We start from the raw sequence: 20,387 nt of genomic DNA on the forward strand, positions 1-20,387 counted from the left end.
CCTGACTGCGTCCGCGGCTTCAGGTTCGCAGGTATTTGACCAAGGCTGCAATCGCGAGCAAGAGGGCGACGAACACCAGGACCCAGACGAGTGCCATGCCGCCCATCATCCACGTATCCATTGGACCATTCATCATTGCAATCACCTTTACGGTCAGTGAAGGCCCGCCTTCGTCGGTAAGCATCGGCGACTGCGAAGGCAATTAGCTCGCCGGGGACTTCGGTCAAGACGACCAGGAAACCGATCGGCCGCCTGTCGCCTTGTCCCGCCAACCGGAAGTGTCCTGTCCTGTCCGTCTCACATACCTCCGCCGCAGCCGTCCGAGAGATCCCAGACGTCGACGACCTGCTTGCCGGTGAAACCTTGCTCGCGGATCAGGAACTTCGCCAATCCGCCATACACTTTCCAGCGCCAGCATTGGCAGCAGCAAGGGCCTTTCTCGTTGGAATTGGCCATCGCATAGTCATAGGCCTGCTGCTCGTCGCCGGAGAGTTTCACATCGTAGTAGGGCATCATCTTCTGTGCGATGCCGGCCGGAATATCGTACGGATCGTTCGGGATCATCGCGATCTCGCGGTACCTGGCCAAACCGTTCACCTGCTCGGCATAGCGCTTTGTCTCCATTGGGCTGCAGCACGAGCCCGTGATCCGCGACATCGCCGGCATGGTCGCAATCGACTCCGTGAACTTGGCCGAACACGTGCTGTTGCCGTTCTGGCTGAGATATTTGAAGCGGCGCACCAGATCGGAATCCTCCGCGGCGATCGTCAAATCCGGCCCCTTGAGCAAGCCGACGACCGCAGCGACGCCAAAGGCGCTGCCCAGAACAACCGTCCGTCGGGTTGGATGGCATATCCGGCTCATTTGCTGTTCCTCGCTTGCTCGATCAGTTTCTTCATCGTTGCGAGGTCGGTCGCGCCGGGGAAAATCTGCTCGCCAACGACGAAGCTTGGCGTTCCACTGATCTTCAGCGCCTGTGCCAGTTGCGTATTCCGGTCGATCGACGCCTGGATATCGGGCCGCTGCATGTCGGTCTTCAGCTTAGCCACATCGAGACCGACGTCGGCAGCAACCTTCAGCACGACCGCTTCGGTCACCCGCGTCTTCACCGCATACAAGGCCTTGTGGAATGCCATGTACTTGCCCTGGCGCATTGCGGCGAGAGCCGCCTTGGAAGCAAATACGGAATCCGTGCTGAGGATCGGGAATTCCTTGTAGACGATTTTGAGCTGCGGATCGTCGGCCACGGCTTGCGCCAGGATCGGCGCAACCTGGCGGCAATAGGGGCAGTTGTAGTCAAAGAACTCGACCATGATGACGTCGCCTTCGGCGTTGCCGCCGACCGGGCTCGCCGGGTCCCGGAAGATATCGTCGGCCTTGGCCGCCAGGGCAGCCTTCGCCTCTTTTGCCGCGGCCTCGCGCTGGCGGGCATCGAGGCTCTGCAGCGCCTCCATGACGACCTCGGGATGCGCGAGGATATAATCGTGGATGCGCTGGTCGAACTGGTCCTGGGACATCTCGCCCGCGGCGATCGCCTGACCGTGGATACCGAGCGCGAGCCAGGCCGTCGCACCGGCCAGGACGAAGGCACGGGCCATTTTGCCGATGGCTCCGCGCCATGAATTGGATTTGTGGATCACAGGGTTCTCCTTCCCTCTGTTTCGCCGGACCGCCGGCATGTGAATGGTGTCTCAGAACATGCCCTTGATCGTCGCCCACCATCCCGTTTCCGGCTCATGGTGCGGGCGCTCGACATTGTTGGTGAGCGCATTGACGAAGGTGACGAGATTGACCGCAGCGAAATTCAGGCCATGGAAATTCGCCCGCCAGCGGCCCTCTTTGTCGATCACATGGGTGACGGTGCCGTGCATCTGATAACCATCGTCCGTCAGTGTGAACTTGTGGCCGAAGGCCTCCGCCAGTCTGCGGGTCGCATCCTCCGGCTGATCCGCCGTCGTGGTCAGGAACAGCCAATTGACGGGATCGAGCCCGTGCGTCTGCCCGTAGCTGCGCAGCACGTCCGGCGTGTCCCTGGCGGGGTCGGTGGTGATGGTCACAAAGCTGACCTGGCCTCTCATCGGCGTGCCGTTCACCATTTTCTGGACCTCGGCGATCTTCTCGGCATGCAGGGGGCATACATCCGGACACGATGTGTAGATGAAGTGGAGGACGACCACCTTGCCGCGCAGATCTGCCGTTCGCACGACACGCCCATCGGCGGTGCGCAGCGTGAATTCAGGCGCCGGCTTGTCGATCGTTTGGAAATATTTCTCGTCGCCCTCAAGCATGGTGTCGATTTCGTCGAGCGAGTGGGCTTGCGCCCGATACGAAACCCCACGGTCAGCGCCGCAATGGCAATGGCGCCCAGCAGCAAACACCTCCACTCGTTCAAAGCCGATGCAAGGCAGTGAGCCTTCAACCCGGACATATCTGTTCCTTTCTCACTCGGCAGCGATGCGGCTGCCGATGAAGTCGACCATGTCGGGCGCGTCCCATTCGGCCGGCCCAATCAGCCGGCCGATCTCCTTGCCGTCGCGATTGATCAGCAGGGTTGCCGGAAGGCCGACGGAGCCGATGGCGAACATGGCCTTGCCCGAGGCATCGATGTTGAGGGCGAGGTGCTTGATGCCGATCTCGGCAAAGAACTTCTTCACAATCTCAGGACCGGCACGGTCCATGGACAGCGCGACGACCTCGAAATCCGGACCGCCCAGTTTGGCTTGCAGACGATCGAGCGTCGGCATCTCCTTGCGGCAGGGCGCGCACCATGTCGCCCAGATGTTGAGCAGCACGACCTTGCCGTGGAAATCCGCAAGCGTTTTCGGCTTGCCATTGCCATCCTCGAAGCTGATTTCCGGTACGGGGGCGGGCGCCTCGTGAACGACAAAGTTCTGCGTCGGCTCGGCGGCTGATACCGGCAGCGAAAATGCTAGCAGCATGCCAATCAGGACCATGGCCAGTTTGCTCACAATAGCCTCACTCGGTCGCGTAGACGGTGGGTGCCTTGCCGTCCTTGGTGAAGGCGTAGACGACGAAGGGGCCTTGCTTCTCACCACCCATGCCTGGAGCGCCCGTCGGCATGCCGGCCAGCGTTATGCCGGTGATGGCAGGGCGTTCGGTCAAAAGCTTCTTGACGATTTCGACCGGCACCAGGCCATCGACGACATAGCCGTCGACCATCAGCGTGTGGCAGCCTTCGAGGTCGGCCGGCACGCCGGCATCGCTGCTGATCTGAGAGAGATTGTTGACCGGCTTGATGTCGACCTTGAAGCCGTTGTGCTCGAGATAGTTGGCGTAGGATTCGCAGCAGCTGCATTGCGGGTTCTTGTACATGACGGCGTTGATCGTGCCGGCGAAGGCAGGCAGCGGCGTTGCGATCAGCAGGGACAGTGCGGCTAGGCGGTAGGTCAGTTTCATTGCAGTTCTCCTTGGTTGGACAAAACTTTCAGGTCACGCGGAACACTGTCATCAGGCCGGCCATCTGGTGATCGGCGACATGGCAGTGCAGCATCCAGTCACCGGGATTGTCGGCAACGAAGGCGCATTCGATCGTGTCCTTGGGGGCGAGCAGCACCGTGTCCTGCCATTGCCGGTGCGGTACCGGCGAGCCGTTGCGCGAAAGCACCGACAGGCTGAAGCCGTGAACGTGCATGGGGTGCCACCATGCGGTTTCGTTGCGCATGGTGAGACGGCAGGTGGCGCCGCGTTCCAGCGTGAACTGTGGCGCCATGCCCGCGTGGCCGTCGCCGGTCATCGACATGCCGTTGATTGCCCAGGCGGCGGCGCCGTTCATGCCGGGCATCGCCATGCTCATCATGCCGCCGACGCCGGCCAGCTTGCCGCCGCCCATCATGCCGCCCTGCAGGACGATCTCATGCCGTTCGGCCTTGGCCAGGTCGGGGGCCGGCAGCGGATTGGCCGGCAGGCGAAGCGGCGCATCGAGAGGATGATCGCGCAGCGGTGCTCCGGCGTCATAGGCGAGCGCGGTCAGGGAGTAGGCAAGGCCGTCGTAGAACTCATCGATCACCGCGTAGCGCTTGCCCGGGTCGCCCTGCATGTCGAGCACGACATCGATGCGCATGGCGGGCGCAAGCACCAAGCGTCCGCCCTCCGGCTCATGCGGGTCGCAGGGCTGGCCGTCGATGGCGACGATGACCGGACGGTGGCCTTCGAAACGCAAAGCCATGATGCGAGCGAGTGACGCATTGGCCAGCCGCAACCTGACGCGCTCGCCGGCCTTCACGGTCAGGTCGGCCGGCGGTGCACCGTTGACGGTGACGACATTGCCGACGCGGCCCGACATCGCTGCATCCATCATGTTGCCGAAGCCGGCAGCGATTTGCCCATCCTTGGTGAGCCGCCAGTCCTGCAGCAGCCATAGAAGCTCGCGGTCGACCGCGACCGGTTCGGCTTCCTCGACGATCAGTGCGCCTGCAAGGCCACGGCCAAGCTGAACCAGGCTGTCGGCATGCGGATGGTACCAGAAGGTGCCGGCATCGGGCGGGGTGAACTCGTACACGAAATTTTCGCCGGGCCTGATCGGCGGTTGGGTCAATCCCGGCACGCCGTCCATCGCGTTCGGCAGCCGGATGCCGTGCCAGTGAACCGTGGTGTCCTCGCCCAGTCCGTTCTCGACGATGATGCGAGCGGGCCGCCCCTGGCGCAAGCGCAGTGTCGGGCCGGGGACCGTGCCATCATAGGCCCATACCGGAGTGCGCGGACCATCGGGGCCGGTGAGCCGTGCCTGGCCCGGCGCCACCCCGATCCGGTGTTCGCCGGTAGCCAGCGCCAGTGCAGGGCGGATCGGCACGAAGGCAGCAATGCTCGCTGCCGCAAGCAGGAATTTGCGGCGCGTTATGAACGGACTTGAAACGGAATTCACCCTTGTGACCCCTGCGGTAACCGACGGCGAACGTCGCGACGTCGATTGGATTGCTGCCGCGCCCGCTGCGCATTGTGCGCAGCCGGACGATCAAACGCCGCCAATCAGCCGCGGAAGGGCAGAAACGGCGTCAGACGAGAGCGCTGGGTCTTGGAGGGAATGGCTCGGGCAACAGACTTCGCCCGTGCAGGAACTGGGCGGGAAGCGCCGGCGGCAGCTCGGCCAGCCGCAGTCCCGTCACGGGGAGAGCTTCCGGCAGCACCGCCAGAACCGGTGCGACGCAGGTCGGCGCACATTGCATCGGTTTGTCGTTGTCGGCCGAGCTCTTGAGGCAAGCGCTGCAGTCGCCGCCCTTGGCATCGGCCATCTTGGCCATGTCGGCGTCGGTGGTGCCGGCATCTGCGGCCATGATCATGCGGCTGTCGATCGCCATCCTGGCCGACATGACGGCAGCCTGAGCGGCGGACAGGCTGAACCCGGCGATCACGAGGACCGCGAGCAGCATAGTCAGGAGGTGTTTTGGTGACAGACGTGCCATCATCCGCTCAGGTTGACCGCAAAGCGCGGCTTTTGCAAGCTCGGCATGCTGCGACATCGGCGCTGGTGCGAGCTCTGGTCTGGCGAATCAATGATGAGGATGCTCACATTGATCGTGATCTGACAGCACCTCGATCACACGGCATTCGCAGACTTTCCCTTGCCGGCAGCCCTCAACCATCAGCTCCAGCTCGATCTTCAACGCGGCAAGGCTGCGTATTCGCTGGACGACCTCGGCCAGACGGGCTTGGGCGATGGCGTCGGCGGTTCCACAGGGCTGGTGGGGATTATCCTGCAACGTCAGCAGCGTCCTGATGGCCTCGATCTCGAACCCAAGCTCGCGCGCGTGCCTGATGAAGGCGAGCCGGCGCAAATCTGCCGCTTCATAATGCCGGCGATTGGCTTCGCTGCGGGCAGGGGCTGGAAGCAAATCGATCTGCTCATAGTAGCGGATGGTTGGAACCTTCACGCCGCTGCGTCGGGCTGCTTCACCGATGGTCACACCTGCTGGCATCTTTTCGCTTGTTCCTCTAGTCACTAGAGGATGTAGCGTCGCGATCGAAGATGCAAGAGGTTCACCTTGGCTGCGACCAAACAACAGACCCGCTACCGCGTTGAAGGCATGGATTGCGCGAGCTGTGCCAGCAAAATCGATACGGCTGTGCGGCGGATGCCTGGTGTGCAGGATGTTAACGTGTCCATTTCGGCGGGCACTCTGACGGTCCTTCATACTTCCGAAAGCAATCTTGACGCGATCGAGAGGAAAGTCACCGGTCTCGGCTACGCTGTTGCTCCGCTGACCGCCAAGTCTGGAGCGCCGGCCTCCGATCAATTGGCCGACCATGACCACAGAACGCACAGTCACGACAAGAAATTAGCGGGGTTGCACGGCAACGATGATGCGCCGATGTCGGGGCCGTGGTGGAACGGCGCCAAGGACCGCCTGACCATCGCCAGCGGCGTTGCCCTGGCGATGGCTTTCGCGGTTCATTACGCCTGGCCCGCGACTGGCCCATGGGCCTTCATCGCTGCCACGCTGCTCGGCTTGGTGCCGATCGCGCGCCGGGCGGTCATGGCCGCACTCGCCGGCATTCCGTTCACAATCGAAATGCTGATGACCGTGGCGGCCGCCGGCGCCGTCATTATCGGCGCCGGCGAGGAAGCGGCGACAGTGGTCTTCCTGTTCCTGATCGGCGAATTACTGGAAGGGGTGGCCGCTGGGAAGGCACGTTCTAGCATCCAGGCGCTCACCACACTGGTTCCCAAGACCGCGCTGGTCGAAGAGGATGGGAGGAGCCGCGAGGTGCCGGCCGAAAGCCTGGCCGTGGGGGACATCATTCTGGTGCGGCCCGGTGATCGGATTCCGGCTGATGGCGAGATCACCGAGGGTGACAGCGCCATTGATGAATCGCCTGTTTCGGGTGAAAGCATCCCGGTGGGCAAAAAGGTTGGCGACGAGGTTTTCGCCGGCACTATCAACGGCGACGGCGTGCTGCGCGTCAAGGTCACGGCGGCCGCCGCCGACAACACGATCGCACGAGTCGTCAAGCTGGTCGAGGAGGCGCAGGAAAGCAAGGCGCCCACCGAGCGTTTCATCGACCGGTTCTCACGCTGGTACATGCCCGGCGTGGTCGCCGTCGCGGCGCTCGTCGCGATCATGCCACCGCTGCTCCTTGGCGGCGATTGGAACGAATGGATTTACAAAGGTCTGGCGCTGCTGCTCATCGGCTGTCCGTGCGCGCTGGTCATTTCTGTGCCGGCGGCAATTGCGGCGTCGCTTTCGGCGGGCGCCCGGCGCGGCCTGCTGATGAAGGGCGGCGCGGTGCTGGAAGGGCTCGGCACCATCACTGCCGTGGCGCTCGACAAGACCGGCACGCTGACGCTCGGCAAGCCGCAGGTCACCGATGTCGTTGCAGTGGGCGTCCGTGAATGCGAGATTCTTTCCCTGGCGGCAGCGCTCGAGACCGGTTCCAGTCATCCGATGGCCCTGGCCATTCTGCAAAGGGCCAATGCTGACAAGGTTCCGGTGCCACCTGCTGCCGAGGCCAGGGCGATTGGCGGCAAGGGCGTCGTCGGTCGCGTCGGCGGCAAGAGCCTGTTTCTGGGCTCGCCGGCCGCTGCCGGCGAAAAGGCGCCGCTGCCGGCCGACCACGCTGCACGCATCGCGGCCTTCAACGATGAAGGAAAATCGGTGTCGGTGCTGGTCATCGACGACGCTCTTGGCGGCTTCATCGCCATGCGCGACGAACCACGGCCGGACGCATTGGCGGGTCTAAAGGCGCTGACCGATGCGGGCATCAAAACAGTTATGCTGACCGGTGACAACAAGCGCACCGCGGCTGCCATCGGCAAGCATCTCGGCATCGAGGCGCGCGCCGAATTGCTGCCCGAGGACAAGCAGCGCATTATCGGTGAGTTGAAGGGGCAGGGGTTCAGGATCGCCAAGGTCGGCGATGGCATCAACGATGCGCCGGCACTTGCCGCGGCCGATGTCGGCATCGCCATGGGCGGCGGCACGGACGTGGCTCTTGAAACGGCTGACGCAGCGGTGCTGCATGGGCGCGTCGGTGACGTCGCCGCCATGATCCGGCTGTCCCAAGCAACCATGGCCAACATCAAACAGAACATTACAATGGCATTGGGGCTGAAGGCAGTGTTCCTGGTGACGACGATCACCGGTATCACCGGCCTTTGGCCGGCCATTCTCGCCGACACCGGGGCGACGGTCCTGGTGACAGCCAATGCCATGCGGCTGTTGCGCTGGAAGAGCAGCTGGTAAGAGCATCAACACCATCACATCGGGACAGACCATGCAGCAAGCCATTACGTCGGACGGCCTTCGCCGGGTGGTGCTTGTCGTCGCGCTGCTGAACCTCGGTTATTTCGGCATTGAATTCGCCGTGGCGCTGGCGATCGGCTCGGTGTCGCTGTTCGCCGACAGCGTCGATTTTCTGGAAGATGCCTCGGTCAATCTCCTGATACTGCTCGCCATGGGATGGTCGCTGCGTGCCCGCTCGCGGGTCGGCATGGCGCTGGCACTTATCCTTTTGGTGCCGGGCCTGGCGACGCTGTGGACCGCGTGGGAAAAGTTCAACATGCCGGTGCCGCCGCAGCCAACGGCCCTGACGCTGGCGGGGTTGGGCGCCTTGGCGGTCAACCTGTCATGCGCCTACATGCTGGCGCGCTACCGCCACCACAGCGGCAGTCTTACCAGGGCGGCATTCCTCTCGGCCCGCAACGACGCCGTCGCCAACATCGCGATCATACTGGCCGGACTGGTGACGGCCTTCCTATGGCGCTCGGCATGGCCGGATCTGATCGTCGGGCTGGGAATCGCGGCACTGAATGCAGACGCGGCGCGCGAGGTCTGGGAGGCTGCCCGGGAAGAGCACCGAGCCGTTTCGTGAAGCCAAACGCTCAGCGCGCTGCCGGATTGCTAATCCGCCAATGCAGGCCGCATACCGGCCGGCAGTCATCCAGAAACTTGCGTGATCTCTAATATAAACGCACACTTGCAAAGCGGACCGAGAGAGAAACCGCCACGAACATCATCAAAAAGGCCCGCGTCCCGGACGAGGACGCGGGCCGGTTTTCGTTGGCATGCGCTAGGCAGGCATCAAGACGGCGATGCGGTGGATGCCGACCACCTTGCTGGTGTTGGCTGCCGCCTCGGTCTTGCCCTTGGAGCAGGTATACATGTCACCTTCCTTGAGCTTGAATTGCTTGTCGGCTTTCTTGACCGTGAATTCACCGGCGGCAATGGTGCATACCATGTCGTTGTCCATTACCATTGCGGGAGCGGCTGCTCCCGGCTGAAAGACCACATCGACAATTGAGATGCTCTTGTAGGCGGGGATATCGGAATTGCCGGTGCCGACCTCGACCACCCTGACGCCGGGGGCTATTTCCTTGCCTTCCTTCGGGCCGTATTTCTTGACCTTTGCAGCTGCCGCCAGCGTGAACAAAGGCGTTACCGCGGCCGCCGTCACGCCGAGCGCAATTGCAGACCTGCGATTTATGGTTTTCATCGCATCCTACCATTATGTTGGCGACGCACCAATGTGCATGGCCACTCTATGTTAGCACATTTGCAGATAACTGCAGAACGCCGTTTCGGAGGGTCCATGAGCGAGCCGCCTCCCGGTCGAATGCGACCGAATAACAAACAATTCCATGCTATGCTGGCGAGCCATCAAACGGACGGCGGGGGATAGCAATGTTGGAAACGGACAAGGTGTTCGCTGGCTCGATTCCGGAAAACTACGACCGCTATATGGTGCCGTTGATTTTCGAGCCGTTCGCCGCAGATCTTGCACGACGGGCCGCGTCCTTGTCGCCCAAGGCCGTTCTGGAAACCGCCGCGGGCACCGGGGTTGTCACCCGCGCATTGGCGCCAAAACTGGCCCCCAGTGCAAGCTATGTCGTAACCGACCTCAACCAGCCGATGCTCGACTACGCCGCTTCGCGGCAAGCTCCCGATGATCGCATCGAATGGCGTCAGGCCGATGCTCTGGCGCTGCCGTTTGAAAATGCGACCTTCGATCTCGTTTGTTGTCAGTTCGGTGCGATGTTCTTTCCCAACCGCTCATCTGCCTACCGCGAAGCCCGGCGAGTTCTGAAGCCTGGCGGACATTTCCTATTCAGCGTATGGGATCGCATCGAGGAGAATGTATTTGCCGACGATGTGACGAATGCTCTCGCAAGGATTTTTCCGAACGATCCGCCGCGCTTTCTGGCCCGCACGCCGCATGGCTACCACGATACGGCACTGATCCGTCGCGAACTGGAGGACGCAGGTTTTTCCGGTGTGGTGATCGAGACGAGGGCCGAACAAAGCCGTGCCTCCTCGCCGCGTCTTCCGGCCGTTGCTTATTGCCAGGGCACTCTGCTTCGCAACGAAATCGAGGCCAGGGAGGCGGGAAAACTGGATGCTGCAACCGACTACGCCGCAGCCGCGATTGCAGACAGGCATGGCAGCGGCGAGGTTGCTGCCAAAATCCAGGCTCACATAATCATGGCTGTGGTCTGAACGGTTCATCGTTTTCCGGGCGGAAAACCGTTTCACACTTTTCCTGGAATTTGCTTGAGGTGCTGGATATTCCGTTCCAGCGCTGAGCAGTAAACGTCTTGCCGCTATCCTGAATTCCCAGACGTTAATCGTTCATTCGCCCAAGTGGCAGGTCGACAAGTGGCAGGTCGATAACCGCCAGTTCGACCGATCGCCGGGGCTTGATGGCGGCGGCTGCCGGCGGCGCGATTCCGGTCGGCCTGGCTTCACTTTGGCAGCCGTCGCCGACTCCGCCCAGCAAGGTCTAGTCATTTCGCTTTCTTGACTCGGCCGACAAAAACGGGCAGCAAAGTCATCATTGGAGGGCAGTTTTGCCAACTATGCAGGTTTTGGAGGGCGTTTTTCGGTGTGACCGTCGCCCAATCGGCGGTCGGTAGAGGGATTGGTTAACCAACTTTGTCCATCTTTTGAATCAATCGGCAACAGACGCGAAGTGTGCTGGGGGCACCAGGCGAACTGTGAATGTCACGGCTGCGAAATCCGCTAGCCGGCAACGGCCGATTGAGAGTGGTTGAATGGCGTTTGTAAGTGCGAAAACCCGGGGTGACAGTCCTGCAACTGGATTGACTTCGATGAGGCCCGGCCTGCGCTGGGTCGCGGTTCCGGCCGTCGGCGCAGCCATTGCTTTATGGTCGGTGGCGACCTTGGCCGGCCTTTATTCGATGGGAACCTCGCTCACCGCTGCTTCCAACGGTCTCCCGCAAAGCCTGCTCGCGCCGCGCACCATCGCGCTCGCCGATCCTCGGCGCAGCCTTGCAAAGGCGCAGGCCCCGACATGGGCCGCGGCAAACGCAGCGCTGTCGGCCCAGCTGCTGCAGCACGGGTGCGATGCTAACTGCCTGCGGTCGGCGTCGAACTTCGTTCACCAGGGAAAATCGGCGCGTCTCAAGCGCAATACCGTGCCGCTTGTCGCCGATGCATCGCGGCAATCCAGCTTCGACGACGTGGTGGCCAAAGCCGCGCTGTCGCCGCAAAAGCTTGCCGCTGCCTTTGCCCGTGCCTCCTCCGGGTCACCCGTCATGCTCGCCAGCCTGCCGGCCGATGCCCGGTTCGCCGAGCCGGTACGCATACCCGACCCGAACGGCCCGGCATCGGTGCGCTTCGGGCCGGCGGTGGCGGAGATCGAACGCTCGTCGCGCCTGGCGCTGGCGCTGGCGAATACGTTGCCGGAGCAGATGATCGACGTGCTCCCGGCAGCCGTCATGGCAAGCGAGCCCGCGGCTTCACAAGAGCCGCAAGAACCTGAGGTCCAGTTGGCCTCGCTGCCGCCGCAGGACGACATGCCCGACAGCATTCCGCTGCCGACGCTGCGTCCGCGGGCGGTCATCGATCAGCCGGCGCCCCAGACTCAAGCCTCGAAAGACCGGGCGCCGAAAGACCGGACGCCAAAGGATCAGGCAGCAAAAACGGAGCCGCCCCAGGCATCCAAGGCCCAGGCATCGAAGACCCAGGCATCCAGGGCGAGCAAGGTCCAGACGGCCGATGCCCCGCCGGTCGAGACGCAACCCGGCAGCCTGTCGCCTCGCAATTCGTCACAAGCGGCAGTGCCGGCGGTGTCGGGCAAGCCGGGCAAACGGTCGAAGACGCAGGGCGGCGACATGCTGGCCTATGCCAAGCCCGACATGCCTTCCGGCGGACTCGGCGGGGCCTTCAGGAACCTGTTCACCACGCCTGGCATGGGCAGCGGCGTGGCCGTCTACGACATCTCGGCCAAGACCGTCTATATGCCCGACGGCTCGCGGCTGGAGGCACATTCGGGATACGGTTCGATGGTCGACCAGCCGCGCTACGTTCACAAGAAGAATGTCGGTCCGACGCCGCCCGACACCTACAATCTGACGCTGCGGGAATCGCGCTTCCACGGCGTCGAGGCACTGCGTCTCACCCCTGCCAGCGGCAGCAACAAATATGGCCGCGACGGCCTGCTCGCCCACACCTACATGCTGCGCGGCGGCCGCGCCGAATCCAATGGCTGCGTCGTCTTCAAGGACTATGCCCGCTTCCTCGCCGCCTACAAGAAAGGCAAGATCAAGCGCCTTGTCGTGGTGCCGCGGCTGTCGAAGCCGCTGACACGCGTCGCCCAAGAGGGCCGCGGCGCTTAGGTTATTCGCAGGCAGCGCAAACATGTGAGATGTCGGCGGGAACAGCGCCGGCATCGCTGGTTTTGCCGCGTGCACTTTCCCGCCCGATTTCCAACAGATTGTCAGCAGCCGGCCGCGAAACGGTTTTCATTCCCGGCCGGGGATATTATGACTGACCGGTCGGGCGGCTCCAGCTTCAAACAATCAAGAGGACATCATGACAATACGCGCTGTCGTTTGGGGCGAGAATATCCATGAGCGAACCAATGAGGTGGTCGCCGGCATCTATCCCGAGGGCATGCACGCGACGATTGCCAATGCGCTGAAGCTCGACCCCGAGATTTCGGTGTCGTGGGCAACCCTGGAGCAGCCGGAGCATGGGCTGCCGGCCGACCGTCTGGCCGAGACCGATGTCTTGCTGTGGTGGGGGCACAAGGACCATGGCGCCGTCGCCGACGAAGTGGTCGAGCGCGTGGCGCGCCGTGTCTGGGAGGGCATGGGGCTGATCGTTCTCCATTCCGGCCATTTCTCGAAGATTTTCAAGAAGCTGATGGGCACGCCCTGTACGCTGAAATGGCGCGAGGCGGGCGAGCGCGAGCGGCTTTGGGTGACCAGCCCCAACCACCCGATCGCAGCCGGGATCGGCGAGTATTTCGAGCTCGAGAACGAGGAGATGTATGGCGAGCAGTTCGCCGTGCCGGAGCCGCTCGAGACCGTGTTCATCTCGTGGTTCCAGGGCGGCGAAGTGTTCCGGTCGGGGCTGACCTATCGCCGCGGCGCCGGCAACATCTTCTATTTCAGGCCCGGCCACGAGACCTATCCGACCTATCACGATGCCAACGTCCACAAGGTGCTGCGCAATGCGGTGAAATGGGCGCACAACCCGCTCGGCTCCAATCCGGCCATCCTCGATGCGCCGAACGTGCCGGCGGAAAAGGCGCTCGAGCCGATCGTCGAGCGCGGCGGAAAACTTCATTCCGCCGGCGAAGCCGGCTTTCGCTAGACCACAAATCCATGGTCGAACAAGAAGATAAAGCCCTGTCCTAAGGATAAGAATCATGCGCCTCTTGATACTCGGCACCGGTTGGATGGCGGAGGAGCACGCCAGGCAGTTCGGCAAGATCGAGGGCGTCGAACTGATCGGCGCCGTCGATCTCGACCGTACGCGTGTCGACAAGTTTTCGGACATCTACGGTATCCCCAACCGGTTCGCGTCGTTGGACGAGGCGCTGGCATGGGGCAAGTTCGACGCGGTGGCGAACGTGACGCCGGATCGCATCCACCATCCGACCACCATGATGCTGATCGCGGCAGGCAAGCCGGTGCTGTGCGAGAAACCGCTGGCCGAAAATTTCGAGAAGGCCAGTGAGATGGCCAATGCCGCCGAGCGGGCCGGCATCATCAACATGGTCAACCTGACCTATCGCAACGTCGCGCCGCTGCAGAGAGCGCGCGCCATGGTGCTGGCCGGCGAGATCGGCACGGTCAGGCATGTCGAGGCGTCCTATCTGCAGAGCTGGCTGGTGTCCAAGTTCTGGGGCGACTGGCGCACCGATCCGAAATGGTTGTGGCGGCTGTCGCGCGGCCACGGCTCCAATGGCGTGCTGGGCGACGTCGGCATCCATATCCTCGATTTCGCCAGCTATGGCGCGGCGCTCGACATCGACCATGTGTTCTGCCGGCTGAGATCCTTCGACAAGGCGCCCGGCAACCGGATCGGCGAGTACGGGCTCGACGCCAATGACAGTTTCACCATGTCGCTGGATTTCAGCAATGGCGCTTTCGGCGTCGTCCATGCCAGCCGCTGGGCAACCGGCCATTTGAACGAACTCCGCCTGCGCATCTACGGCGACAAGGGCGGCATCGAAGTCGTGCACAATCTGACCGGCTCAGAGCTGAAAGCCTGCATCGGCGAAGATGTCGAGAACGCCAAATGGCAGGTTCTGGACGCCGGAACGGTGCAGACCAACTACCAGCGCTTCGTCGATGCAGTGCGCAACGGCGTCCAGGCCGAACCGTCGTTCCGGCATGCTGCCGAATTGCAGAAGGTCCTCGACCTCGCCGTCGTCTCGGATGAGAAGCGGGCTGAATTGAGCACGCACGCGGATGCGCAATAGGCCTGGGTTCCTCGCCGCGGGGCGGGGGCGGTCAGGGTCAAAACAAAACCGAGTTTGCATCTCCGCCATTCACGGCAGGAAGTCACGGCTCTGAAAGCAGAGTTCATTGTCTTCGAGAGAGGCCATCGAGCAGGAAGCCGAGGCCTTTCCGGAAAGCACCATCCCAATCGTTATCCAACAGCAGACGAGAGCGTTCGATCGTCGGATAGCGTTCGCTGAGCCCTGTAAGGCGCTGCTGCGTGTCGGCTCTGCCGTCGTCCGAGAGGTCGAAGTTCGCCCGGCTGATGGTGGCGCCCATCACATAGTTCCACAGCGACCATACCGCGACGTTCAAATCTGCGTCCGCCACACCGGCCCTGGACAAGGTCTTGCTCAGCAGTTCAAGGCGACTGAGGATGTTCGCGCCGAGCGCCCGGCGCGGCAACAGCGATGCCGACCAAGGATGGCGCAGCATGCTGGCGCGCCAGTCTTCGAGCATATGGACGACTTCTCCGCGCCAGTCTCGAGGCTCAACCAGTTGCGGCGGTCCGCCATATTCGAGCACCGAATCGAGCGCCAGATCAAAGACATCCTCTTTGTTGTCGACGTGCCAATATAGGCTCATCACGCCCGAGCCGAGGCGATCGGCCAGCCGACGCATCGTCAATCCGTCGACCCCTTGAGCGTCCAGCAGTTCTACCGCGGTCGCCACGATACGTTCCCGCGAGAGAGGCGGTTCACTGCGCGGCTCCTGCACGGGCTGGAGCGACCCGCTTGTCCGCTGAGATCGCGTGCTCCGGGCGCCGCTACGTTTGGCTGCCATCCGTCTTCCTCGCTGTTCGGGCCGTCGATTTTGACCGGCAACGCGACGAATGTCGATCCTGAACGATTGACTCGTACGACGTACTGTGCGACTGGCTCGTGCGGCGTACGAGTCGATCGCCGATATCAATCATGCCGGCCGCGAGGGTGTCTTGCTCGCAGTCGGCAGAGCCAAGAGAAAATCATGCCACGCGCCAAGCGCCTGCTTATCGGAGGGTTAATCGTGATGACCATGGGCGTTTCCACTGCCACAGCGAATGATCTCAAGCTGACCATCGTCAATCCACAAAACCTCTATGACCCATCGCCGAATGGCTACAGCACGGCGGTGATCACGCCCCGCGGAGCCCGGCTGGCCTACATCTCCGGACAGGGCGGCCAGGACAGCACGGGAGCCTTGTCGCCCGACTTCGCTGTCCAGGTTGCGCAGGCCTACGCAAATTTGCGCACCGCCCTCGATGCGCTCGGTGCCAGGCCGGATCAGGTCGCCAAGCTCACGGTCTTTGTGGTCGATCACGATATGTCCAAGCTTGGGGTCTTGACCAAGAACGTCAAGGAGATGTTCGGCGAGGCGCTGCCGGCGCAGACTCTAATTCCCGTTCCCAAGCTTGCAATCGACCCGATGCTCTTCGAGGTGGAGGCCGTGGTCGTGCTTGACTAGGGGCGCGGCTATAGCTCCGATCGCCCAAATTGAAATGGGTCGAGCGCGCCTCCGACAGCCGCGCGCTCGCCATCACGAGGGCCGAGCAACAGGGCTTCGCTTGTTGCGTCTGCGGCGACAAGGGTGGCATCGAAGTCGTGCACAATCGGGTCGCACCACGCATTCGTCATCCCAGGGTCTGCGCCGCGTCGCTTCGCTCCTTGCTCCACCCCCGGGACGAAGTCATCATGGCTGAGGCCATTGCGGATGTCGGAGATCGGCGGAGCGTTTCCTGCTCCCACCCAACATAGCCTCACCTGGAGATGAAATGATGGAAACCAGCGTAAGGAAGCTATTCGAGAGATATGAGCGCTTTTTCAACCAGTCCCTCGGCGGCGACATGGACATGGATGAAGTCGCATCGCTGTATGCTTCGGACTTCATAGCGGCTTCGCCCGCCGGGGTCATGACTGGAAAGAACGATGGGCAACTCAAGCAGGTCATGGCGCAAGGCTATGCGCACTATCGCGCGATAGGTACGAAGGAAATGCGGATACGCAACCTCAGGCTCTCGCCGATAGACGAACATCATTGCGTGGCCCATGTCGCCTGGACGGCAACCTATGCCCGCAGGGATCAATCGAAGGTGGCGATAGATTTTGACGTCCACTACCTCGTGCAGAAATTGGACGCGGAGCCGAAGGTTTTCGGCTGGATATCAGACGACGAGCAGGCGCTGTTGAGAAAGCACGGCATCGTCTGAGGTCCGCTTTGTCCTAATGCCCTCCTAATGCCGCAGGATCTTGCTCAGGAAAGCGCGGCTGCGGTCGGTCTTCGGGTTGGAGAAGAACTCGTCCGGGGTGCCGCTCTCGACGATGGCGCCGGCGTCCATGAACACGACGCGCTGGGCGACCTTGCGGGCAAAGCCCATCCCGTGCGTCACCACCATCATGGTCATGCCTTCCTCGGCGAAGACGTCGAGAACGCTAAATGGCAAGTTCTGGACGCCGGAACGGTGCCCACCAACTACCAGCGCTTCATCGATGCAGTCCGCAACGGCGTCCAGGCCGAACCGTCGTTCCGGCATGCTGCCGAATTGCAGAAGGTCCTCGACCTCGCCGTCGTCTCGGATGAGAAGAGGGCCGAATTGAGCACCCACGCCGATATGCAATAGGTTTGGCTTCCTCGCCCCCGCCAAGCGGGGGGAGATGTGGCCGCAAAGCGGCCGGAGAGGGGTCTTTGGCAGCGAGGGCGTTCGCAAGAATGAAATGTCTTTGATGTCGGGACAAGGTCGCACGCAATGACATGGTCAGCGCAATTCCCCCTCTCCGTCTCGGCGACTCGGGTGGTTTGTGAAACCTCGCTAGCCGCGAGCGAGACTGAACTAACTCGGAAGGTCAGTTGACACTTCGCCGCAACGGCCCATCCTTGATTGTTGGCCTGCCTTTCCGACCAACTTTTGAACAGGGAGGAAACAATGGAAGCCGTCAATCGTAGATCCACACTTGCACTCGGTCTTACACTGGCCGCAACGCCTCTGATCGCTTGGGGGACACCAGCAGCCGCCCAGACTTACGGCCCCGATGAGGGCAAGGAGGTCTCACCCGGCGTCAGAGTTGTAGCGCTTGGTGAGCGCAAGTCGGTCATACCAGCCTATGCAACGGTGAAGCTGCGCGATGTTGTCATTCAGCCCGGAGCGAAGACGGCTGACAACATGATGAAGAACGACATGCTCTGCCACATGACTGAGGGAGAACTTTCGGTCGTTCACAACAAACAAAAGTTCACAGTCAAGAAGGGCGATGTTTGGGCCTGCGCTAATGGCGCTACGACAGAAGGCACCCAGAACACGAGCAGTGCGGTCGCGATCATGCGGGTCATCGATTTGATGCCCGCATAAGGGAAGCGGCTGGTGGAAGTGCGGCAATGGCCGCCCTAAGAGGAAGCCCAGCGCGCATCTGTCGTATTAGGGAACGTCCAGCGAATGGCCGCTTTCCATCCATCTCGGCCATCGACGACAGCCAGCTGAGTTGAGTTTGAACCCTAATGCCGCAGGATCTTGCTCAGGAAGGCGCGGCTGCGATCGGTCTTCGGGTTGGAGAAGAACTCGTCCGGCGTGCCGCTCTCAACGATGGCGCCGGCGTCCATGAACACGACGCGCTGGGCGACCTTGCGGGCAAAGCCCATCTCGTGCGTCACCACCATCATCGTCATGCCTTCCTCGGCGACCGCGACCATGACGTCGAGCACTTCTGAGATCATCTCGGGATCGAGCGCCGAGGTCGGCTCGTCGAACAGCATGATCTTGGGGCGCATGCCGAGGCAGCGCGCGATCGCCACGCGCTGCTGCTGGCCGCCTGAGAGTTGCGCCGGATAGGCATCAACCTTGTCGGCGAGGCCGACCTTGGCGAGCAGTTCGCGCCCGGCCTTCTCGGCCTCGGTGCGCGGGATCTTGCGCACATGGATCGGCGCCAGCGTGACGTTCTCGAGCGCGGTCTTGTGCGGATAGAGGTTGAACGACTGGAAGACGAAGCCGATCTCGGTCCGCAGCCGCGTCATGTTGGTGGCGGGGTCGCCGAGGCGCTGGCCGTCGACCGTCAGGTCGCCGTCGCGGATCGTCTCCAGCCCGTTGATGCAGCGGATCAAGGTGCTCTTGCCCGAGCCGCTCGGGCCGCAGACGACGACCACTTCGCGCGGCTCGACGCTCAGCGTAATATCCCTGAGCACGTTGAGCTGGCCAAACCATTTGTTGACGCCGCGAAATTCGATCATGCCGGCACCATTCTTGCTGCTGAGGTTCGTCATATCTGCACCTCGCCATGGGCCGCGCCCATGCGCTGTTCCAGCCGTCGGGCCAGCATGATCAGGGGGTAGCAGACGATGAAATAACCGAGGCCGACGAGGAAGAAGACCAGCAGGCCGTTCGGCACACGCTGCACCACCAGCCAGCCGACGCGAGTGAGATCGGTGAGACCGATCGCCGAAACGACCGAGGAATCCTTGATCAGCAGCACATATTGCCCGACCAGCGGCGGCAGCACGATGCGCATCGCTTGCGGCAGCACCACCTGGCGCATGCGCTGCCAGCGCGACAGGCCGGACGCCAGCGCCGCCTCGACCTGGCCGGTCGGCACCGAGCGGATGCCGGCAACGACGATCTCGCAGATGAAGCAGGCGGCCAGATTGGTCAGCGCGATGATGCCGGCGGTGAAGGCGTCGAGCTCGATGCCGAGTTCCGGCAGGATGAAGAAGATCAGGAAAATCTGCACCAGGAACGGAGTGCCGCGGATCAGGTCGACCCAGCCGCCGATCGCGCTGCTGATCAGCCGGTTGCCGCCTGTGCGCAGGATGCCGAGGCCGAAGCCGAGCAAGGTGCCCAGCACCAGGCTGATCAACGACAGCACCACGGTCATGCCGAGGCCGCGCAAGGCGAGGGGATAGCTGCCGGCGATGCTTTGCAGTTGCTGCCAGATCATGTCCGTGCCCCCGCCAGGCCGAGCCAGCGCCCGGAGAGTGCCGCCAGTCCCTTCAGCCCGTAATAGAGCAGCAGGTAGAAGGCGGCGATGGTGATAAAGCCTTCGGCCGGCATGAAGCGGTCGGAAGCGAGCAGTTGTCCGGCGCGCGTCAATTCGGCGACCGAGATCAGCGACAACAGCGCGGAATCCTTGACCAGCACGATCGCCTGGCCGAGCAGCGGCGGGATCGTCACCTTAAACGCCTGCGGCAGGATGACCAGGCGCATGCGCTGGACATAGGTCATGCCCGAGGCGACGCCGGCCTCGACCTGGCCGCGCGGGATCGATAGGATGCCGGCGCGGATGATCTCGGCGACATAGGCGCCGCTGTTCAGCGACAGGGCCAGGATGCCGACGACGAGCTCGGGCAGGACGAAGCCGAGCCGCGGCAGGCCGAAATAGAGGAAGTAAAGCTGCGCCAGCAGCGGCGTGGCGCGCACCGCGTCGATATAGGCCTTGGCCGGGACGCGGAACAGCCGGCCACGCTGCAGGTTCATTGCGGCGAGCACGATGCCGACGGCGAGCGCGCCGGCAAAGGAGAGGACAGACAGCCACACGGTCGTGACGAGGCCCTGCCCGAACAGGGGCAGATATTCGACGATGGTGCGGAAGCTGAAGTTTTCGAGCATGGTGAGGCGGTGACTGGTGACTGGTGAATGGTGAGTAGCGAGTAGCGAGTAGCGAGTAGCGAGTAGCGAGTAGCGAGTAGCGAGTAGCGAGTAGCGAGTAGCGAGTAGCGAGTAGCG

23 protein-coding genes and 2 pseudogenes are annotated in these 20,387 nt (G+C 62.6%); 10 read left to right on the forward strand and 15 right to left on the reverse strand.

Going from position 1 to position 20,387, the window contains the following annotated elements:
* Positions 1-19 precede the first annotated feature (19 nt).
* From NKH63_RS13605 to NKH63_RS13645, 9 genes are all read right to left on the reverse strand, one after another.
* Positions 20-184, reverse strand: a complete 165-nt coding sequence (locus NKH63_RS13605) for a hypothetical protein (protein ID WP_352589569.1) — start codon at positions 182-184, stop codon at positions 20-22.
* 113 nt (positions 185-297) lie between these two features.
* The gene (locus tag NKH63_RS13610) at positions 298-864 is read right to left on the reverse strand and encodes a hypothetical protein (protein ID WP_023720632.1); all 567 of its coding nucleotides are present in this window, start codon (positions 862-864) and stop codon (positions 298-300) included.
* Positions 861-1,640: a DsbA family protein gene (locus tag NKH63_RS13615; RefSeq protein WP_352484015.1), complete on the reverse strand. Its 780-nt coding sequence runs from the start codon at positions 1,638-1,640 to the stop codon at positions 861-863. The genes NKH63_RS13610 and NKH63_RS13615 overlap by 4 nt, the downstream gene beginning before the upstream one ends.
* Positions 1,641-1,691: 51 nt before the next feature.
* On the reverse strand, positions 1,692-2,288 hold the full coding sequence (locus tag NKH63_RS13620) for an SCO family protein (RefSeq protein WP_352484014.1): 597 nt from the start codon (positions 2,286-2,288) through the stop codon (positions 1,692-1,694).
* Between the two features lie 153 nt (positions 2,289-2,441).
* The gene (locus NKH63_RS13625; protein ID WP_023720629.1) at positions 2,442-2,954 is read right to left on the reverse strand and encodes a TlpA family protein disulfide reductase; all 513 of its coding nucleotides are present in this window, start codon (positions 2,952-2,954) and stop codon (positions 2,442-2,444) included.
* 22 nt (positions 2,955-2,976) lie between these two features.
* Positions 2,977-3,417 carry a DUF411 domain-containing protein gene (locus NKH63_RS13630; protein WP_352484013.1) on the reverse strand — a complete coding sequence of 147 codons (441 nt, stop codon included), beginning with the start codon at positions 3,415-3,417 and terminating at the stop codon, positions 2,977-2,979.
* A gap of 28 nt (positions 3,418-3,445) precedes the next feature.
* Positions 3,446-4,882, reverse strand: coding sequence for a multicopper oxidase family protein (locus NKH63_RS13635; RefSeq protein WP_352484012.1), 1,437 nt, complete (start codon positions 4,880-4,882; stop codon positions 3,446-3,448).
* Between the two features lie 130 nt (positions 4,883-5,012).
* Entirely contained in the window at positions 5,013-5,420 is a 408-nt protein-coding gene (locus NKH63_RS13640; RefSeq protein WP_352484011.1) for a hypothetical protein, read from the reverse strand.
* An 87-nt stretch (positions 5,421-5,507) separates the two neighbouring features.
* Positions 5,508-5,933: a MerR family transcriptional regulator gene (locus NKH63_RS13645; protein ID WP_352484062.1), complete on the reverse strand. Its 426-nt coding sequence runs from the start codon at positions 5,931-5,933 to the stop codon at positions 5,508-5,510.
* Positions 5,934-6,041: 108 nt separating this feature from the next.
* Here NKH63_RS13645 and NKH63_RS13650 point away from each other — a divergent pair, with 108 nt between their 5' ends.
* Entirely contained in the window at positions 6,042-8,198 is a 2,157-nt protein-coding gene (locus NKH63_RS13650; RefSeq protein WP_502895820.1) for a heavy metal translocating P-type ATPase, read from the forward strand.
* A gap of 31 nt (positions 8,199-8,229) precedes the next feature.
* Entirely contained in the window at positions 8,230-8,826 is a 597-nt protein-coding gene (locus NKH63_RS13655) for a cation efflux transmembrane domain-containing protein (protein ID WP_023720625.1), read from the forward strand.
* 198 nt (positions 8,827-9,024) lie between these two features.
* Here NKH63_RS13655 and NKH63_RS13660 read toward each other — a convergent pair whose 3' ends face one another.
* Positions 9,025-9,447, reverse strand: coding sequence for a hypothetical protein (locus tag NKH63_RS13660; protein WP_352484009.1), 423 nt, complete (start codon positions 9,445-9,447; stop codon positions 9,025-9,027).
* A 188-nt stretch (positions 9,448-9,635) separates the two neighbouring features.
* On the opposite strand from NKH63_RS13660, the gene NKH63_RS13665 reads away from it, so the two are divergent.
* The 4 genes from NKH63_RS13665 to NKH63_RS13680 all read left to right on the forward strand — a co-directional run bounded on the left by NKH63_RS13665 (position 9,636) and on the right by NKH63_RS13680 (position 14,685).
* Positions 9,636-10,448 (forward strand): class I SAM-dependent methyltransferase, encoded by an 813-nt coding sequence (locus NKH63_RS13665; protein WP_352484008.1) that lies wholly within the window; start codon positions 9,636-9,638, stop codon positions 10,446-10,448.
* A gap of 611 nt (positions 10,449-11,059) precedes the next feature.
* The gene (locus NKH63_RS13670; protein ID WP_352484007.1) at positions 11,060-12,589 is read left to right on the forward strand and encodes a DUF2778 domain-containing protein; all 1,530 of its coding nucleotides are present in this window, start codon (positions 11,060-11,062) and stop codon (positions 12,587-12,589) included.
* A 196-nt stretch (positions 12,590-12,785) separates the two neighbouring features.
* Positions 12,786-13,571, forward strand: a complete 786-nt coding sequence (locus tag NKH63_RS13675; protein ID WP_023720619.1) for a ThuA domain-containing protein — start codon at positions 12,786-12,788, stop codon at positions 13,569-13,571.
* A 55-nt stretch (positions 13,572-13,626) separates the two neighbouring features.
* Positions 13,627-14,685 (forward strand): Gfo/Idh/MocA family protein, encoded by a 1,059-nt coding sequence (locus NKH63_RS13680; RefSeq protein ID WP_352484006.1) that lies wholly within the window; start codon positions 13,627-13,629, stop codon positions 14,683-14,685.
* 103 nt (positions 14,686-14,788) lie between these two features.
* On the opposite strand, the gene NKH63_RS13685 is transcribed toward NKH63_RS13680, so the two are convergent.
* On the reverse strand, positions 14,789-15,487 hold the full coding sequence (locus tag NKH63_RS13685; protein ID WP_352484005.1) for a TetR/AcrR family transcriptional regulator: 699 nt from the start codon (positions 15,485-15,487) through the stop codon (positions 14,789-14,791).
* 183 nt (positions 15,488-15,670) lie between these two features.
* Here NKH63_RS13685 and NKH63_RS13690 point away from each other — a divergent pair, with 183 nt between their 5' ends.
* Both NKH63_RS13690 and NKH63_RS13695 read left to right on the forward strand, forming a co-directional pair.
* Positions 15,671-16,147 (forward strand): RidA family protein, encoded by a 477-nt coding sequence (locus NKH63_RS13690; protein WP_023720616.1) that lies wholly within the window; start codon positions 15,671-15,673, stop codon positions 16,145-16,147.
* A 310-nt stretch (positions 16,148-16,457) separates the two neighbouring features.
* On the forward strand, positions 16,458-16,889 hold the full coding sequence (locus NKH63_RS13695) for a DUF6841 family protein (protein ID WP_023720614.1): 432 nt from the start codon (positions 16,458-16,460) through the stop codon (positions 16,887-16,889).
* A 24-nt stretch (positions 16,890-16,913) separates the two neighbouring features.
* On the opposite strand, the pseudogene NKH63_RS13700 reads toward NKH63_RS13695, so the two are convergent.
* A pseudogene (locus tag NKH63_RS13700) lies at positions 16,914-17,111 on the reverse strand (polar amino acid ABC transporter ATP-binding protein); the annotation flags it as partial.
* On the opposite strand from NKH63_RS13700, the pseudogene NKH63_RS13705 reads away from it, so the two are divergent.
* Both NKH63_RS13705 and NKH63_RS13710 read left to right on the forward strand, forming a co-directional pair.
* Positions 17,085-17,300, forward strand: a pseudogene (locus NKH63_RS13705) (Gfo/Idh/MocA family protein); the annotation flags it as partial. The pseudogenes NKH63_RS13700 and NKH63_RS13705 sit on opposite strands and share 27 nt — an antisense overlap.
* Positions 17,301-17,603: 303 nt before the next feature.
* Positions 17,604-18,026 (forward strand): hypothetical protein, encoded by a 423-nt coding sequence (locus NKH63_RS13710; RefSeq protein ID WP_023720612.1) that lies wholly within the window; start codon positions 17,604-17,606, stop codon positions 18,024-18,026.
* A gap of 143 nt (positions 18,027-18,169) precedes the next feature.
* Here the strand turns inward: NKH63_RS13710 and NKH63_RS13715 are convergent, their stop codons facing one another.
* From NKH63_RS13715 to NKH63_RS13725, 3 genes are all read right to left on the reverse strand, one after another.
* A complete protein-coding gene (locus tag NKH63_RS13715) occupies positions 18,170-18,898 on the reverse strand; it encodes an amino acid ABC transporter ATP-binding protein (RefSeq protein WP_376703691.1) in 729 nt (242 codons plus the stop codon).
* Between the two features lie 29 nt (positions 18,899-18,927).
* On the reverse strand, positions 18,928-19,602 hold the full coding sequence (locus NKH63_RS13720) for an amino acid ABC transporter permease (protein ID WP_352484003.1): 675 nt from the start codon (positions 19,600-19,602) through the stop codon (positions 18,928-18,930).
* Positions 19,599-20,387: amino acid ABC transporter permease (locus NKH63_RS13725; protein ID WP_352917949.1), on the reverse strand; the 789-nt coding region annotated here is incomplete at its 5' end. The genes NKH63_RS13725 and NKH63_RS13720, both read right to left, overlap by 4 nt.

This window comes from Mesorhizobium sp. M0960 (genome assembly GCF_040319055.1).
Classification (GTDB): domain Bacteria; phylum Pseudomonadota; class Alphaproteobacteria; order Rhizobiales; family Rhizobiaceae; genus Mesorhizobium.